Genomic DNA, 17,595 nt, shown 5'->3' with positions numbered 1-17,595 from the left:
CCGCCTCTTCTGCCCCTGCCCCGCCATTCCGCCCCATCCCATCAGAACGTCAGCCGCTCGATGTTCTGCAGCACCAGCTGGTGATGGTTCTGGTCCTCCAGCGTGACGGTCGTCTCCTGGGTGAAGGTCAGGCCGTGGCCTGACGGATCCGCCGTGTAGGCATGCCCGTCCAGCTGCTGCATCCAGTTGGTGCCGGCATTGGCGACGAAGGCGCCGACCTCCACCACGTCGGTCCAGCCCGCCCCGCCGTTGATGGTCAGGTCGCCGCCGCGCGGGGCGAAGATGAACAGATCGTCGCCGGCCCCGCCGGACATGCTGGTGGTGCTGCTGCCGGCATGCAGGATGTCCGCACCCGTGCTGCCGGTCATCGTCGCGCTGTTCGAGACCAGCACCTGCACCGCCAGCGGGTCGCTGGACAGCCCCTGATCGTCGCTGACCGTCACCTCCAGCGTGCGGGCGCCGCTGCCGTTGGGCGTCAGGGCCAGATGGTGGAGGATGTCGGTGTAGGTCGCGGTGGAGGCCGTGCCGGACAGCGACAGCTGGTGGTTGGCATCGTCCCAGCTGACTTCGATCCCGGTGCCGGCCACCGTCTTGCGCCCGGTCGACGGATCGGTCGCGATGGTCAGGCTGTCGAGGTTCAGCGTGTCGCCGGTCTGCGACCCGGCGGCGATGCGGATCGACATGCCGGACATGACGCTGCTGTCCACATCGGTGATCGTCGCATCGGACACCACGGCCGGATGGTCGGTCGCACCGGCGGCGATCACGGTGGTGGGGTGGGCGGCGGCCAGCGTCGGCTTGTCGTTCACCGGATCGACGGTCACCGCCAGGGTCTGGGTGACCGCCGCGGTGCTGGCCCCGTCCTGGGCGGTCGCGGTGACCGACAGGGTGACGGTGCCGTTGGCGTCGGCCGGCGGGGTGTAGGTCAGGCCGGTCAGGTCGGCCGCGCTGAGGGTCCAGCTGCCGTCGCTGTTGTGCGTGCCGTGGTTCAGGCTGGCACCCGCCGGCATGCCGGCGATCCGCACCGTCACCGTCTCCGACCCGTCGGTGTCGGTGGAGGCGGCGGTGATGGTCAGCGGGATCGCCGTGTCCTCCGACCCATGAACGGCCGGGGTGGTCAGCGTCGGGGTGTCGGCGATCGGCGTCACCGTCACCGCGAGCGAGCGCGACAGGCTGGCCGGCGTGGCGGTGCCGTCGGTCGAGATGGCGGTGACCGACAGGGTGAAGCTGCTGCCGCTGTCGTGGGGCGGCGTGATCGACAGGCCGGCCAGCTGGGCCGGCGTCAGGGTGATCGAGCCGTTGCTGACCGTCAGCGCGTCGCCCGCCGTGTTCGACAGGTGGGCGCCGGTCGGGATGTTGGCGATGGTGACGCTCAGCGTTTCCGACAGGTCGGTCAGGGCCGGGGTGATCGACAGGGCGACCGTGCCGTCCTCCGCCACCGTCGCCGGGTTGACCAGCAGAGTGGGCGTGTCGGAAACCGGCAGGACCGTAACCGCCAGCTGCGCCACGGTGGAGGCGGGAGCGGCGCTGCCGTCGGTCGAGGTCGCGGTGACGGTCAGGGTGAAGTCGGCGTCGTCGTTCAGCGGCGGCGTGATCTTCAGCCCGGTCAGCTGGGCCGGCGTCAGGGTGATCGAGCCGTTGCTGATCGTCAGGGTGTTGCCGGCGCTGTTGGTCAGCTTGGCCCCGGCCGGGATGCCGGCGATGGTGATGCTCAGCACCTCCGACGTGTCGGTCAGGGCCGACGTGATCGACAGCGGGATCGCCGCGTCCTCGTTGCCCGTCGCCGCCGACACCGTCAGGGTCGGGGCGTCGGACACCGGGTTGACCGTTACCGCGAGCGTCGAGGACACCGACACCGCAGCGGCGCTGCCATCCTTGGCGGTGGCGGTGACGGTCAGGTTGAAGTCGGCGTCGCTGTTCGACGGCGGCTTGATCGCCAGCCCGGCCAGCTTGTCCGGCGTCAGGGTGATCGAGCCATTACTGACCGTCAGCGTGTTGCCGGCGCTGTTGCTCAGCGTGGCGCCGGTCGGGATGCCGCTGATGGTGATCGTCAGCGTCTCCGAGCCGTCCAGATCGGTCAGGGCCGGCGTGATGGTCAGGGCGATGGGCGTGTCTTCGTTGCCGGTCGCGGGCGTGACGCTCAGAGTCGGCGTATCGGTGACCGGATTCACCGTGACCAGCAGCGGGGCGCTGGTGCTGGCCGGTGCCGCCGTGCCGTCGGTGGCGATGGCCGTGACGGTCAGGGTGAAGTCGTCGTCGCGGTTCAGCGGCGGCGTGATCTTCAGCCCGGCAAGCTGCGCCGGGGTCAGGGTGATCGAGCCGTTGCTGATGGTCAGCGTGTTGCCGGCGCTGTTGCTCAGGCTGGCCCCGGCCGGGATGCCGCTGATGGTGATCGTCAGCGTCTCCGACCCGTCGGTGTCGGTCAGTGCCGGGTTGATCGTCAGCGCGATGGCCGTGTCTTCATTGCCCGTCGCGGCGGACACGGTCAGGGTCGGGGTGTCGGACACCGCGGCCAGGGTGATCGGCACGGTGACGGTTCTGGTCGCCGTGCTGCCGGTGGACTCGATGCTGACGGCGGTGACGGTCAGGGTGATCGCCGCATCGCTGTTGGCGGGCGGGGTCAGGGTCAGGCCGGTGAGCTGGGCCGGCGTCAGTGTCCAGCTGCCGTCGGCGTTCTTCGTTCCGGCCGACAGCAGCGCGCCCGTCGGCACGCCGGCAATCGTCAGCAGCCCCAGCCGCTCCGACCCGTCGGTGTCATACAGCGCCACCGAGAGGTTCAGCGGCACGGCCGTGTCCTCGGTGCCGTTCAGCGGCGCCCAGGTGACGATGGGCTGGTCGGCGACCGGATCGACGCTGACCCGGAACAGCTGGCTGGTGGTGGCGGTGGCGCCGGTGGAGGCTTCCGTCGTCGTCGCGGTCAGGGTCAGGTTGAAGTCGGTGCCGGCATTGGCCGGCGGCATCAGCTTCAGCCCGGACAGCTGGGCGGCGGTCAGCGCGACCGAACCGGCGGTGGGCGTCAGAGTGGTGCCGTTGGCATCGATCAGCACCGCACCGGCCGGCAGGCCGGACAGCACGATGGCCATGGTCTCCGACCCGTCGGTGTCGACCAGCGCCGCCGTCAGGTTCAGCGCGATGGCGGTGTCCTCACTGCCCGAGGCGTTGGCGACGATGACGGTCGGCGCATCGGCGACCGCCGTCACGTCGATGTGGATGGTGGCGGTGGTGCTCGCCGTGTCCTTGTTGGAGCTTTCCAGGCTGGTGGCGGTCAGCGTCAGGTCCATGCCGCCCGAATAGTTGCGCGGCGGCGTGACGGTCAGGCCGGCAAGCTCCGACGGTTTCAGGGTCCAGGATCCGTCGCCGTTGTTGGAGCCATGGTTCAGCACAGCACCGGCCGGCAGGCCCGACAGGATGACCGCCATCGTCTCCGACCCGTCGGTGTCGACAAGGCTGGCCGACAGGTTCAGGGCGATGGCGGTGTCCTCGTCCCCCGTCGTGTCATGGACCGTGACGTTCGGCGCGTCGGCGACCGCGGTGTAGGTGACAGAGAAACTCTTGGTCGACCAAGCGGGGGCCGCCGTACCGTCCTGGGCGGCCGCCTCCACGGTCAGCGTCACCGTGCCGGCATAGTTGGCGGGCGGCGTCAGCTTCAGGGCCGCGCGGTCGCTGGCCGACAGGCCGGTCAGATCGTAGACGCCGTTGCCGAGCGACGCACCGCCCGACAGGGTGAAGCCGGCCGGAACCGTCACCCGCAGGGCGGTGATCACCTCGCCGGTGCCGACCAGATCGGTGACCGCGGCGTCGATGGACAGGTTGGCGGCATGGTCCTCCAGCGCCGTGGCGGCGCTGACGGAAATGGCCGGGGCGTCGCTGACCGGCGCCACCTCGACGGTCAGCGTCTTGGTCGTCGTCGCCCGGTCGGCGTTGCTGGTTTCGCGCGAAACCGCCGTCACCGTCAGCTGGAAGGTGCCGCTGGCATCGTGCGGCGGGGTGAATTTCAGCCCGGCCAGCTGACCCGGCGTCAGCACCCAGCGCCCGGTGGTGGAGTCGAGATAGCCGGCCGACAGCGAGGCACCGGCCGGCACCCCTTCGATGATGATGCTGGCGAGCGTTTCCGACCCGTCGGTGTCGGCCAGCGCGGCGGTGACGTCCAGCGCGATGGCGGTGTCCTCGTTGCCGGACGCCGTCTGCACGGTCAGCAGCGGGCTGTCGGCGACGGCGGTGACGGTCACGGCCTGTGTCAGCGTGGTGTGGGCGTTGCTGCTGCCCGACACCACGTCGATGGAGAGGGTGAAATCGGCATCGCTGTTCACCGCCGGGGTCAGCTTCAGGCCGTCCAGCTGCGCCTTGGTCAGCGTGATCGAGCCGCCGGTGACGGTCAGCGTGTCGCCGGCCGTGTTGGTCAGGCTGGCGCCGGTCGGGATGCCCGACAGGGTGACGGTGGAGACGTCCTGCCAGTTCGCCAGCCCGTCCTTCAGGCCGAGCGCGACCGACGTATCCTCGGCGGTGGTCACGGCATGCGGCCGGTCGCTGCCGACGCTGGGGTCCAGCACCGGGGGCGGGGGCGGAGGCGGCGGAGGGGGCGGCGGAGGCGGAGGCGGGCTGGTGCCGCCGCCGGTGTTGCCGCCATTGCCCGGATCGGTGGAACCGCCGCCCGAGGAGGCCGTGGTGGTCCAGCTCAGCACGAAGCTGTCTGACACGCTGGTGTTGCGGTCGCCCTCGCTCTCGATGCTGTAGGGGTTGACCGTCAGCGTGACGCTGGCGGTGTCGACGCTGCCGGCCACCGTGTGGGTGATGCCGGTGGCGTTCGCATCCTTGACGGTCAGCTTCAGGCCGCCCTCGGCCAGCGCCGCGGTATAGTCCTCCGCCGTCAGCGTCCAGGTGCCGTTGCCGTTGTCGATGCCGCGCGACAGCACCGTGCCCTTCGGCACGCCGCCGATGGTGACCGCCAGCTTTTCCGACCCGTCGGTGTCGGCCAGGAAGGCGTTCAGGTTCAGCACCAGCCCGTCCGGCACGCCGGTCGTCGACTGGTCGTCGACATGGTAGGGCACCGCCGAGCCGTCGGCGGCATGCGACACCGGCGCATCGGCCACCGCGGTGATGGTGACGGTCGGGGTGTAGGTCCTGGTCAGGGTGTCGGTGCCGTCCATCGCCGTCACCTTGACGGTGATGGTGAAATCGTCGGCGTTGTTGGCCGGCACGATCAGGCGCAGGTTGCCGAGCTTCGCCGGATCGACCGTCCAGCTGCCGTCGGCATTCGCGGTCAGCGCGCCGGCATCGGTGCTGGTCAGCGTCACCCCGGCCGGCAGGCCCGAGATGACGATGGAGGAGATGTGCTCCGACCCGTCGCTGTCGCCGGTCAGGGCGGAGATGGTCAGCGGAATGCCGCCGACGGCATCCTCCAGCCCGCTGGCGCCGATCGAGACGACCGGCTCGTCCGCCTTGGGATCGACGGTGACCGTCAGGTCGCGGGTGTCCTTCAGCATCCCGCCGGAGGTCACGCCGTTCACGGTGACGATCGGCGCGCCGTTGCTGTCGGTGGTGATGACGTCCACCTTCAGCGTGATGGTGCCGGAGAAGTCCTTCTTCGTCGTCAGGGTCAGTTCGTTGCGGTACTCCGCATCGACCGACCAGCGGCCGTTGCCGAGATAGACCAGACCGCTCTCGTGCCCGGCCGCCAGCGACAGCCAGGAGCCCGACGGCAGGTTGCTGACGACCAGCGACAGGCGCTCCGACCCGTCATTGTCGGTCATCACCAGGTCGCCGAGCTTCAGGTTGATCGCCGTGTCCTCGTCGCCGCGGGCGGTCAGCGTGCCGTTCGGCGTGACCACGTCGGCCACGCCCTGCACCTCGACATGGACGGACACCGCCGCCGCGTCGGCGAAGGCGCCGTTGGAGCCTTCCGTCGCCCGCGCGGTGAAGGTCAAGTTGAAGCCGGTGTTGGAGTTGGCCGACGGGGTGATGGTCAGGCCGGACAGGTCGGCCTGGGTCAACACCCATTTGCCCAGCGTCGCATCGTAATGGCCATGGTTCAGCGTGGCGCCCGCCGGCACGCCGCCGACGAGGATGCTGAGGCTTTCCGACCCGTCGCGGTCGGTCAGGGCGGCGACCACCGACAGCGGGATGGCGGTGTCCTCGCGCCCCACCGCGTCGGAGGCCGACAGGACCGGCGTGTCGGCGACGGCGGTGACGGTCACCGTCAGCGACTGCTGCGCCGAGGTGGCGGTGGTCGCCCCTTCCACCGAGGTGGCGGTGATCTTCAGCGTCAGCGTGCCGGAATAGTTCGGCGGCGGGGTGAAGGTCAGGCCGGTCAGCTGCGCCGGGGTCAGCGTCCAGCTGCCGTCGGCATTGTGGATGCCGGCGGACAGCGTCGCCCCTTCCGGCAGGTTGGTGATGGTGATGTGGTCCAGCGTCTCGCCCGTCACGTCGGACAGGTGGGCATCGATGGACAGCGGGATGGCGGTGTCCTCAAAGCCCGTCGCCGCCGCGGGGATGACGATGGGGGCGTCGGCCACGCCGGTGACGGTCACCGTCAGGGTCGCCGGCGCGGAATCGGCGGTCGAGCTGTTCTCGCGCTCCACCGAGGTAGCGACGACGCTGAGGGTGATGGTGCCGGAGAAGTCGTGCGGCGGGGTCAGACGCAGGCTCGCCAGATCGGCCGCGTTGACCTTCCAGCTGGTGCTGCCGTCGCCCTGGGTGCTCAGGACCGTGCCGAGATTGAGGCTCGCCCCCGCCGGCACGCCGGAAATGGTGACGTAGCCGATGCTCTCAGACCCGTCGGTGTCGGTCAGCGCCGGGGTGATCTTCAGCGCGACCGAGGTGTCCTCGTCCGTCGCCGCGGCGGCGGCGGTCACGGTCGGCGCATCGGCCACCGCATCGACGGTGATGGTGCCGGTCGCCGACTTGCTGCCGCGCACCGTGCCGGCGTTGGTGCTGTCGATGGTCCCGACCGTCAGGGTGTAGGTGAGATCGGCGTCGGAGTTGCGGCTGGTGACGATCTTCAGGCCGGACACCGTCCAGGTTCCGGCCGATCCGCCGGCCACCAGGGCGCTGGTCGGGATCGTCCAGCTGTAGGTCCCCGTGCCGCTGCGCGTCAGCTCCGTGCCGTTCAGGTAAAGCTTGGCACCGGCGACATCCAGCTGCGAGGCCGACATGGTCAGCGTGACCGTCTCCACCGCCTCCGGGCTGGCGGAATCGACGTCGCTGAGCGTGATGGTGGGGGCGATGGCGATGCCGCCGGCCGCATCCTCGTTGCCGCGCGCGTTCAGCGTGGTCAGCGTGATGGAGTCGGCAACCGGCGTCACCTTGACGGTCTGCGTGGCGGTGGAGGTGCCGCCATAACCATCGGTGACGGTGAAAGAGAAGGTCTCCGTGCCGCTGAAATCGGCGTCCGGCGTGTAGGTGAAGGTGCCGTCGGCGTTCACCACCAGGGTCCCGTGCGCCAGGCGCACCGGCTGGCCGTTGTCGCCGGGCCCCTTGAAGGTCATCGTTTCGTCGGTGCGGTGGTTGGTGGTGTCCTGATCGGTCGCCGCCAGCCGGCCGGAAATGGCGTTGTCTTCCGTGGTGGTGGCGGTCGCCGCCGTTGCCGTCGGGGCATAGTTCAGCGCGGTGCGGACATCGACCGGCCGGCCGTCGACATACAGCTCCAGCTTCTCGAAATCGGCCAGCTTGATGCCCAGCGCCGTCAGGGTGGCGGCGTTGGCGACATCGGTGTCCTTGGTCGCGGCGTTGGGGTCGGCCGCAGCCGTCTCGATCCGGTCGCGCAGGGTGCGCAGGTCGGCCAGGATCGATGCGTTCGACAGCTGGGCGGTGGTCAGCATCACCCGGAAAGTGTCGATGCCGGCATCGCCGTCCTGCAGCTCCGGAGCGGACGCGGTGCCGCCGTCGGTGCCGACGGTGAAGATCGACAGGTCGTCGCCCGACCCGCCATGAATGGTGTCGGTCCCGGCCCCGCCGGTGATGGTGTCGTTGCCACCGCCGCCGAGCAGGATGTTGGCGCCGCCGTCGCCGGTGATGACGTCGTCGAAGGCCGAACCGGTGACGTTCTCCAGATTGCGGAGCACGTCGGTGCCCTCGCCGGTGCCGACCCCGGTCGCGAGATTGGCGTTCACCGCGGTCGCCGAGCCGGCATAGGTGACGGTGTCGTTGCCGGCCCCGCCGTCGATGGTGTCATTGCCGGGGCCGCCGGCCAGCAGGTCGTTGTCGTCGCCACCGTCCAGGCTGTCGTCGCCCAGCCCGCCGATCAGGGTGTCGTTGCCGGCCCCGCCGACGATGGTGTCGTTGCCGTCGCCGCCGTCCAGGCTGTCGTTGCCCTTCGGCGTGTTGCCGAAGCTGACGGTCAGCGTCCGCGGGTCGCTGTCGGCGGTGCTGCCGTTCTCCAGCTCCGTCGAGGTCGAGACGACGGTGAGGGTGATCGGGTGGGTGGTATCGCCTTCCTTTGCGGTCAGCGTCAGCCCGGACAGCTGGGCCTGGGTCAGGGTCCAGGTGCCGTCGGCGTTGAGGGTGCCGGCGCTGAGCGTCGCCCCGGCCGGAACGCCGGAGATCGTCACCTTGGAGATGTATTCCGACCCGTCGCGGTCGGTCACGGCGGGGGTGATCGACAGGGCGACGGTGAAGGTGCCGCTGCCATCGCCATAGATCACGTCGTCGCCGGCACCGCCCAGGATGGTGTCGTTGCCGGCACCGCCCGACAGCGTGTCGTTGCCGGCGGTGCCGGTCAGCGTGTCGTTCTGCCCGACCGCCAGATCGTAGGAGATCGGCGTGACGGTGACCGTCGGCTTGTCGGCCACGGCGATGACGGTGACGGCCAGGGTCGTCTGCACCGAGACGGGGGACAGGCCGCGGTCCGTCGCCGTCGCGGTGACGGTCAGGGTGAAATCGACGTCGCTGTCGGCCTTCGGGGTGATCTTCAGGTTGGCCAGCTGGGCCTGGGTCAGGGTCCAGCTGGTGGTGCCGTTGCTTTCCGTGACGTAGCTGCCGGCGCTGAGCGTCGCCCCGGCGGGAACGCCGGTGATCTTGATGCTCAGGCTCTCCGACCCGTCCAGATCGGTCAGGGCCGACCTGATGTCCAGCGCGATGGCGGTGTCTTCGTTGCCGCTCGCCGCGGTGACGCTCAGCGTCGGGGTGTCGGTCACCGGGTTGACGGTGACCGCCAGCGGCAGGGTCGTGGTCGCCTCGGCAGCACCGCGGTCCTTGGAAACGGCAGTCACCGACAGGGTAAAGTCGTCGTCGCTGTTCAGCGGCGGCGTGATCTTCAGCCCGGCGAGCTGGTCGGGATTGAGCGTGATCGAGCCGTTGGTGACCGTCAGCGTGCCGTTCAGCGTGTTGACCAGCGTCGCACCGGCCGGAATGCCGCTGATGCGGATCGTCAGCACCTCAGACCCGTCGGTGTCGACCAGCGCCGGGGTGATCGTCAGCGGAATGGCGGTGTCTTCGTTGCCGGTGACGGCGGTAACGCTCAGCGTCGGCGCGTCGGACACCGGGTTGACGGTGACCGGCAGGGTCTGGGTCACGCTGACCGCATCGGCGACACCGTCCTTGGCGGTCGCGGTGACGGTCAGGGTGAAGTCGTCGTCGCTGTTCAGCGGCGGCGTGATCTTGAGGCCGGCAAGCTGATTGGGGTTCAGCGTGATCGAACCGTTGCTGACCGTCAGCGTCCCATTCAGCGTGTTGGCGAGGATCGCACCGGCCGGGATGCCGCTGATGGTGATCGTCAGGGTTTCCGATCCGTCGGTGTCGGTCAGCGCCGGGCTGATCGCCAGCGGGATCGCCGTGTCCTCATTGCCCGTCGCGGCGGTGACACTCAGCGTCGGCGTGTCGGTGATCGGATCGACGGTGACATGCAGGGTCTGGCTCGTCGTCGCCACCGGCGCGCTGCCGTCCTTGGCGATTGCCGTGACCGTCAGATCGAAATCCACGTCGCTGTTGTGCGGCGGCGTGATCTTCAGGCCGGCAAGCTGGTCCTTCGTCAGGGTCCAGGTGGTGGTGCCGTTGCTTTCCGTGACGTAGGTGCCGGCGCTCAGCGCCGCCCCGGCCGGAACGCCGGAAATCCGGATGCTCAGCGTCTCCGAGCCATCGGTGTCGGTCAGCGCCGGGCTGATCGTCAGCGGGATGGCGGTGTCTTCATCGCCGCGGGCGGCGGACACGGACAGGGTCGGGGTATCCGACACCGGATTGACGGTGACCACCAGCGGCGCGCTGACGCTGACCGGAGCGGCGACACCGTCCTTGGCGGTCGCCGTGACGGTCAGGGTGAAATCGTCGTCGCTGTTCAGCGGAGGCGTGATCTTCAACCCGGCAAGCTGGTCGGGATTGAGCGTGATCGAGCCGTTGCTGACAGTCAGCGTGCCGTTCAGCGTGTTGACGAGCGTCGCACCGGCTGGGATGCCGCTGATCGTGATCGTCAGGGTTTCCGAGCCGTCGGTATCGGTCAGCGCCGGGGTGATCGCCAGCGCAATCGCCGTGTCTTCGTTGCCGGTCGCCGCCGTGACGCTCAGCGTCGGCGTGTCGGTCACCGGATCGACCGTGACGTGCAGGGTCTCCGTCGCAGTCGCCACCGGCGCGCTGCGGTCCTGCGCAATCGCGGTGACGGTCAGGTCGAAGTCCACGTCGCTGTTCGACGGCGGCGTGATCTTCAGACCGGCAAGCTGCTGGGGCGTCAGCGTCCAGGTCGTCGTGCCATTGCTTTCCGTGACCGAAGTGCCGGCGCTCAGCGTCGCTCCGGCCGGAACGCCGGAAATCCGGATGGTCAGAGTCTCCGAGCCGTCGGTGTCGGTTAGCGCCGGGCTGATCCTCAGCAGGATGGCGGTGTCTTCATCGCCACGAGCAGCCGAAACCGACAGGGTCGGGGTGTCGGTCACCGGGGTGACGGTCACCGGCAGCGACTGGGTCACCGAAACCGGGTCGGCAACACCGTCCTTGGCCGTCGCCGTGACGGACAGGGTGAAGGTGCCGTCGCTGTTCAGCGGCGGTGTGATCTTCAGGCCGGCAAGCTGGTCGGGGTTCAGCGTGATCGAGCCGTTGCTGAGCGTCAGCGTCCCGTTCAGCGTATTGGCGAGCGTCGCACCCGCCGGGATGCCGCTGACGGTGATCGTCAGCGTTTCCGACCCGTCCAGATCGGTCAGCGCCGGGGTGATCGCCAGCGCAATCGCCGTGTCTTCGTTGCCGCTCGCCGCGGTGACGCTCAGCGTCGGGGTATCGGTGACCGGATCGACCGTGACGTGCAGGGTCTGCGTCGTCGTCGCGACCGGCGCGCTGCCGTCCTTGGCGGTCGCCGTGACGGTCAGGGTGAAATCGTCGTCGCTGTTCAGCGGAGGCGTGATCTTCAACCCGGCAAGCTGGTCGGGATTGAGCGTGATCGAGCCGTTGCTGACCGTCAGCGTGCCGTTCAGCGTGTTGGCAAGGGTCGCACCGGCCGGAATGCCGCTGATGGTGATCGTCAGCACCTCCGACCCGTCGGTGTCGGTCAGGGCCGGGTTGATGGTCAGCGGGATCGCCGTGTCTTCGTTGCCGGTCGCCGCGGTCACGCTCAGCGTCGGCGTGTCGGTCACCGGATTGACAGTGACCGCCAGCGGTGCGCTGACGCTGACCGGAGTGGCAACGCCATCCTTGGCGGTCGCCGTGACGGTCAGGGTGAAGTCATCGTCGCTGTTCAGCGGCGGCGTGATCTTGAGACCGGCCAACTGGTCGGGGTTCAGCGTGATCGAGCCGTTGCTGACCATCAGCGATCCATTCAGCGTGTTGGCGAGCGTCGCACCCGCCGGGATGCCGCTGATGGTGATCGTCAGCACCTCCGACCCGTCCAGATCGGTCAGCGCCGGAGTGATCGCCAGTGCAATCGCCGTGTCTTCGTTGCCGCTCGCCGCGGTGACGCTCAGCGTCGGGGTATCGGTGACCGGATCGACGGTGACGTGCAGGGTCTGGCTCGTCGTCGCGACCGGCGCGCCGCCATCCTTGGCGATGGCCGTGACCGTCAGGTCGAAATCCACGTCGCTGTTCGATGGCGGCGTGATCTTCAGACCGGCAAGCTGCTGAGGCGTCAGCGTCCAAGTGGTGGTGCCGTTCTGCTCGGTGACCGAGGTGCCGGCGCTGAGCGTCGCCCCGGCCGGAACGCCGGCGACGGTGATCGTCAGCGTCTCCGACCCATCGGTGTCGGTCAGTGCCGGGCTGATCGTCAGCGGGATGGCGGTGTCTTCATCGCCACGGGTGGCGGATACGGACAGAGTCGGGGTGTCGGTAACCGGATTGACGGTCACCGCCAGGGTCTGCGTCACCGAAACCGGGTTGGCAACGCCATCCTTGGCCGTGGCGGTAACGGTCAGGGTGAAATCATCGTCGCTGTTGTGCGGCGGCGTGATCTTCAGGCCGGCAAGCTGGTCGGGGTTCAGCGTGATCGAGCCGTTGCTGACCATCAGCGATCCATTCAGCGTGTTGGCGAGCGTCGCACCCGCCGGGATGCCGCTGATGGTGATCGTCAGCACCTCCGACCCGTCCAGATCGGTCAGCGCCGGGGTGATCGCCAGCGGGATCGCGGTGTCTTCGTTGCCGCTCGCCGCGGTGACGCTCAGCGTCGGGGTATCGGTGACCGGATCGACCGTGACGTGCAGGGTCTCCGTCGCCGTCGCCACCGGCGCGCTGCCGTCCTTGGCGATGGCCGTGACCGTCAGGTCGAAATCCACGTCGCTGTTGGCCGGCGGCGTGATTTTCAGACCGGCAAGCTGCTGAGGCGTCAGCGTCCAGGTGGTGGTGCCGTTCTGCTCGGTGACCGAGGTGCCGGCGCTCAGCGTTGCACCGGCCGGAACGCCGGCGATGGTGATCGTCAGCGTCTCCGATCCATCGGTGTCGGTCAGCGCCGGGCTGATCGTCAGCGGAATGGCGGTGTCTTCTTCACCGCGGGCGGCGGATACGGACAGGGTCGGGGTGTCCGACACCGGGTTGACGGTCACCAGCAGCGGCGCACTGGTGCTGGCCGGCGCGGCGCTCCCGTCCTTCGAGGTCGCGGTGACGGTGAGGGTGAAGTCGTCGTCGCTGTTCACCGGCGGCGTGACCTTCAGCCCGGCGAGCTGGTCGGGCGTCAGCGTGATCGAGCCGTTGGTAACGGTCAGCGTGCCGTTCAGCGTATTGACGAGCGTCGCTCCGGCCGGAATACCGCTGATGGTAACCGTCAGCACCTCCGACCCGTCGGTGTCGGTCAGTGCCGGCGTGATCGACAGCGCAATCGCGGTGTCCTCGTTGCCCGTCGCCGCCGTGACGCTCAGCGAAGGAGTATCCGACACCGGGCTGACGGTCACCGGCAGGGTCTGGCTGACCGAAACCGGGTTGGCGACGCCGTCCTTGGCGGTCGCGGTGACGGTGAGCGTGAAGTCAGCATCGCTGTTCAGCGGCGGCGTGATCTTCAGACCGGCAAGCTGGTCCGGCGTCAGCGTGATCGAGCCGTTGCTGATGGTCAGCGTATTGCCGGCCGTGTTGCTGAGACTGGCGCCGGCCGGAATGCCGCTGATCGTGATCGTCAGCGTTTCCGACCCGTCCAGATCCGTCAGCGCCGGGGTGATCGTCAGCGGGATCGCGGTGTCTTCGTTGCCGCTCGCCGCGGTGACGCTCAGCGTCGGCGTGTCGGTCACCGGGTCGACGGTGACGTGCAGGGTCTGGCTCGTCGTCGCGACCGGCGCAGTGCCATCCTTGGCAATGGCCGTGACCGTCAGGTCGAAATCCACGTCGCTGTTGGCAGGCGGCGTAATCTTCAACCCGGCCAGCTGCTGAGGCGTCAGCGTCCAAGTGGTGGTGCCGTCCTGCTCAGTCACCGAGGTGCCGGCGCTGAGCGTCGCCCCGGCCGGAACGCCGGCGACGGTGATCGTCAGCGTTTCCGACCCGTCGGTGTCGGTCAGCGCCGGGTTGATCGTCAGCGGGATCGCGGTGTCTTCATCGCCACGGGCGGCGGACACGGACAGAGTCGGGGTGTCGGTAACCGGATTGACGGTCACCGTCAGGGTCTGCGTCACCGAAACCGGGTTGGCAACGCCATCCTTGGCCGTGGCGGTAACGGTCAGGGTGAAATCATCGTCGCTGTTGTGCGGCGGCGTGATCGTCAGGCCGGCAAGCTGGCCCGGCGTCAGGGTGACGGACCCGCCGGAAATGGTCAGCAGGTCGCCTGCCGTGTTGGTCAGCACTGCACCGGCGGGGATGCCGGCTATGGTGATCGTCAGCGTTTCCGACCCGTCCAGGTCGGTCAGCGCTGGGGTGATTGTCAGCGGGATCGCGGTGTCTTCGCTGCCGCTCGCGGCAGTGACGCTCAGCGTCGGGGTGTCGGTCACCGGGTTCACCGTGACCGCGAGCGGTGCGCTGACGCTGACCGGAGTGGCGACGCCATCCTTGGCAGTGGCGGTGACGGTCAGGGTGAAGTCGTCGTCGCTATTGAGCGGCGGCGTGATCTTCAGGCCGGCCAGTTGGTCGGGGGTCAGCGTGATCGAGCCGTTGCTGAGCGTCAGCGTCCCGTTCAGCGTATTGGCGAGCGTCGCACCCGCCGGGATGCCGCTGATGGTGATCGTCAGCGTTTCCGACCCGTCGGTGTCGGTCAGCGCCGGGCTGATCGCCAGCGCAATCGCCGTGTCTTCGTTGCCGCTCGCGGCGGAGACGCTCAGCGTCGGGGTATCGGTGACCGGATCGACGATGACGTGCAGGGTCTGGCTCGTCGTCGCCACCGGCGCGCTACCATCCTTGGCAATCGCGGTGACGGTCAGGTCGAAATCCACGTCGCTGTTCGATGGCGGCGTGATCTTCAACCCAGCAAGCTGCTGAGGCGTCAGCGTCCAGGTGGTGGTGCCGTTCTGCTCGGTGACCGAGGTGCCGGCGCTCAGCGTTGCACCGGCCGGAACGCCGGCGATGGTGATTGTCAGCGTCTCAGACCCATCGGTATCGGTCAGCGCCGGGTTGATCGTCAGCGGGATCGCGGTGTCTTCATCGCCACGGGCGGCGGACACGGACAGGGTCGGGGTGTCGGTCACCGGGTTGACGGTCACCGCCAGGGTCTGCGTCACCGAAACCGGATCGGCGACGCCGTCCTTGGCCGTCGCGGTGACGGTGAGCGAGAAATCCGCATCGCTGTTTGTCGGCGGGGTGATCGCCAGGCCCGCCAGCTGACCCGGCGTCAGCGTGATCGACCCGCCGGAAATGGTCAGCGGATCGCCAGCCGTGTTGGTCAGCACCGCACCTGTCGGAATGCCGCTGATCGTGATCGTCAGCGTCTCCGACCCGTCCAGATCGGTCAGCGCCGGGCTGATCGTCAGCGGGATAGCCGTGTCTTCGCTGCCGGTGGCGGCAGTAACGCTCAGCGTCGGCGTGTCGGTGACCGGGGTCACCGTGACCACCAGAGGAGCGCTGACGCTGACCGCATCGGCGCCGCCGTCCCGCGCGGTGGCGGTGACGGTCAGGGTGAAATCCACGTCGCTGTTGGCCGGCGGCGTGATCGTCAGGCCGGCCAGCTGGCTCGGCGACAGCGTGATCGAACCGTTGCCGATGGTCAGCGTGTCGCCCGCACTGTTCTTCAGGCTCGCGCCGACGGGAATGCCGCTGATCGTGATGCTCAGCGATTCCGAGCCGTCGGTGTCCGTCAGGGCCGGCGAGATGACCAGCGGAATGGCCGTATCTTCGTTGCCGCTCGCCGCGGTGACCGACAGAGTCGGCGTGTCGGTCACCGGGTTTACCGTAACGGCCAGCGGAGCGCTGACGCTCACCGGCGCGGCGGTGCCGTCCTGCGCGGTCGTGGTGACGGTCAGGGTGAAGTCGGCGTCGCTGTTGGCCGGCGGCGTGATCCGGAGGCCCGCCAGCTGGCCGGGCGTCAGCGTGACCGCACCGTTGCTGATCGACAGCGTGTCGCCGGCCGCATTGGCGAGGCTGGCACCGGCGGGGATGCCGCTGATCGTGATGCTCAGCGTCTCCGACCCGTCGGTATCGGTCAGCGCCGGGGTGATCGTCAGCGGGATCGCGGAGTCTTCGTTGCCGGTCGCAGCACTGACGCTCAGCGTCGGGGTATCTGTCACCGGGTTCACCGTGACCACCAGCGGCAGGCTGGTGCTGGCCGGCGCGGCGCTGCCGTCGCGGCTGGTCGCCGTGACGGTGAGCGTGAAATCGGCGTCGCTGTTCAGCGGCGGGGTGATCGCCAGCCCCGCCAGCTGGCCCGGCGTCAGGGTGATCGAGCCGCCGGAAACGGTCAGCACCTCGCCGGCCGCATTGGTCAGGACCGCGCCGGTCGGAATGCCGGCGATGGTGACCGTCAGCGTCTCCGACCCGTCGGTGTCGGTCAGGGCCGGGCTGATCGTCAGCGGAATCGCCGTATCCTCGGCACCGGTGACGGCCGAGACGCCGAGCGTCGGCGTGTCGGACACCGGGTTGACCGTGACCGGCAGCGTGGTGGTGACGCTGTTGGGCGCGGCGGTGCCGTCGGTGCTGGTGGCCGTCACGGTCAGGCTGAAGCTGTCGCCGCTGTTGGCCGGCGGGGTCAGCGTCAGGCCGGGGATCTGCGATGCGGTCAGCACGATGCTGCCGTTGACCACCGTCAGCGCCGCGCCGGAGGCGTCGCGCAGAACCGCGCCGTCCGGAATGCCGGCCAGGGTGACCGTCAGCACCTCCGTCCCGCCGGTGTCGGTCAGGGCGGCAGCGATGTTCAGGGCAATGGCGGTGTCCTCGTCACCGGACACCCCGTTCACCGTCAGGCTGGGCGTGTCGGACACCGGTGCCAGGGCCGGCGTCGAGGGAGCGGCGACGGTGGGGGCGACCACCGCGGCGGCCTGCAGGAAGGTCACGCCCTCGGCGGCGGGAACCACCCCGTTGTCGATCACTTGGTCGGGCGTCCCGGGCATCGGGATGTCCGACGCCGCAGCCTCGAGCGGGTCGTAGGCCGAGGTCGTGCGCGCGGCCGATAGCAGTTCCGCCCGCTCCGCCGTCTTGCCGGCGGCCCCGCGGCCCTCCCCGTCCGCCGGGCCGGAGCCTTCGGGACCGGTCGGGCCGGATCCGCGGGTGCCATCGGTGCGCAGAACGTCGCCGTTCAGCAGCAGAGCGTTCACCGCCTGGTCGGCGGCGACCGCCACCGATTCGCCGACGACGGTACCGGTCTGCACCGCGCCGCCCACCATCAGATCCTCGGCGCCACGATAGTCGGTCTGGACATAGCCCAGCGTATCGTCGGGCCGTTGAAGCTGTACCGAGCTTGCCTCATGGATGACGCCGCCCAGGCGGGTGCCGTCGACCTGCTGGAGAAGGGTCAGATCGTCCAGGATCTGACGATCATCGACCGCCGGGACCTTACCCTGAACCGCTTCCTCAGCCATCGGACCGCTCCATAAGTCGGGTGCAAAATCGCACCGCACCACACGTCACGATCCTAGGTTCTAGCGCTCCAACTTGCTTGTGATAAGAAACATCCTGTGATGAGTTTCAACAGGTTGGATGCTGAACCGCTCGTCACCGCCACCCTGAGGGGACCGCCTGGGTGCAACGAAATCCCTTGCAACCGTTGGGTTTTACCGATTTCGCGGAAGCTCCGAAGGGCCGCGCGCGAAGCGCTTTGTCACTCGGTTGCCTTTTGTTGCTATTCGCGGATTTACC

At 68.9% G+C, this 17,595-nt stretch carries 1 protein-coding gene; it reads right to left on the bottom strand.

Going from position 1 to position 17,595, the window contains the following annotated elements; genetic code table 11:
• Positions 1-41 precede the first annotated feature (41 nt).
• Entirely contained in the window at positions 42-17,318 is a 17,277-nt protein-coding gene (locus ABNQ38_RS08915; RefSeq protein WP_377807123.1) for a tandem-95 repeat protein, read from the bottom strand.
• Positions 17,319-17,595 lie beyond the last annotated feature (277 nt).

The sequence above is a fragment of the Azospirillum sp. A29 genome, from assembly GCF_042604625.1.
Lineage (GTDB): Bacteria > Pseudomonadota > Alphaproteobacteria > Azospirillales > Azospirillaceae > Azospirillum > Azospirillum palustre.
Note: the sequence above shows the minus strand (reverse complement) of the source record. Positions and strands in the feature narration are given on the sequence as shown.

Excerpts from the sequence above, each read along its gene's own strand:
- ABNQ38_RS08915 (WP_377807123.1), bottom strand. The coding sequence starts at position 17,318 with ATGGCTGAGGAAGCGGTTCAGGGTAAGGTCCCGGCGGTCGATGATCGT.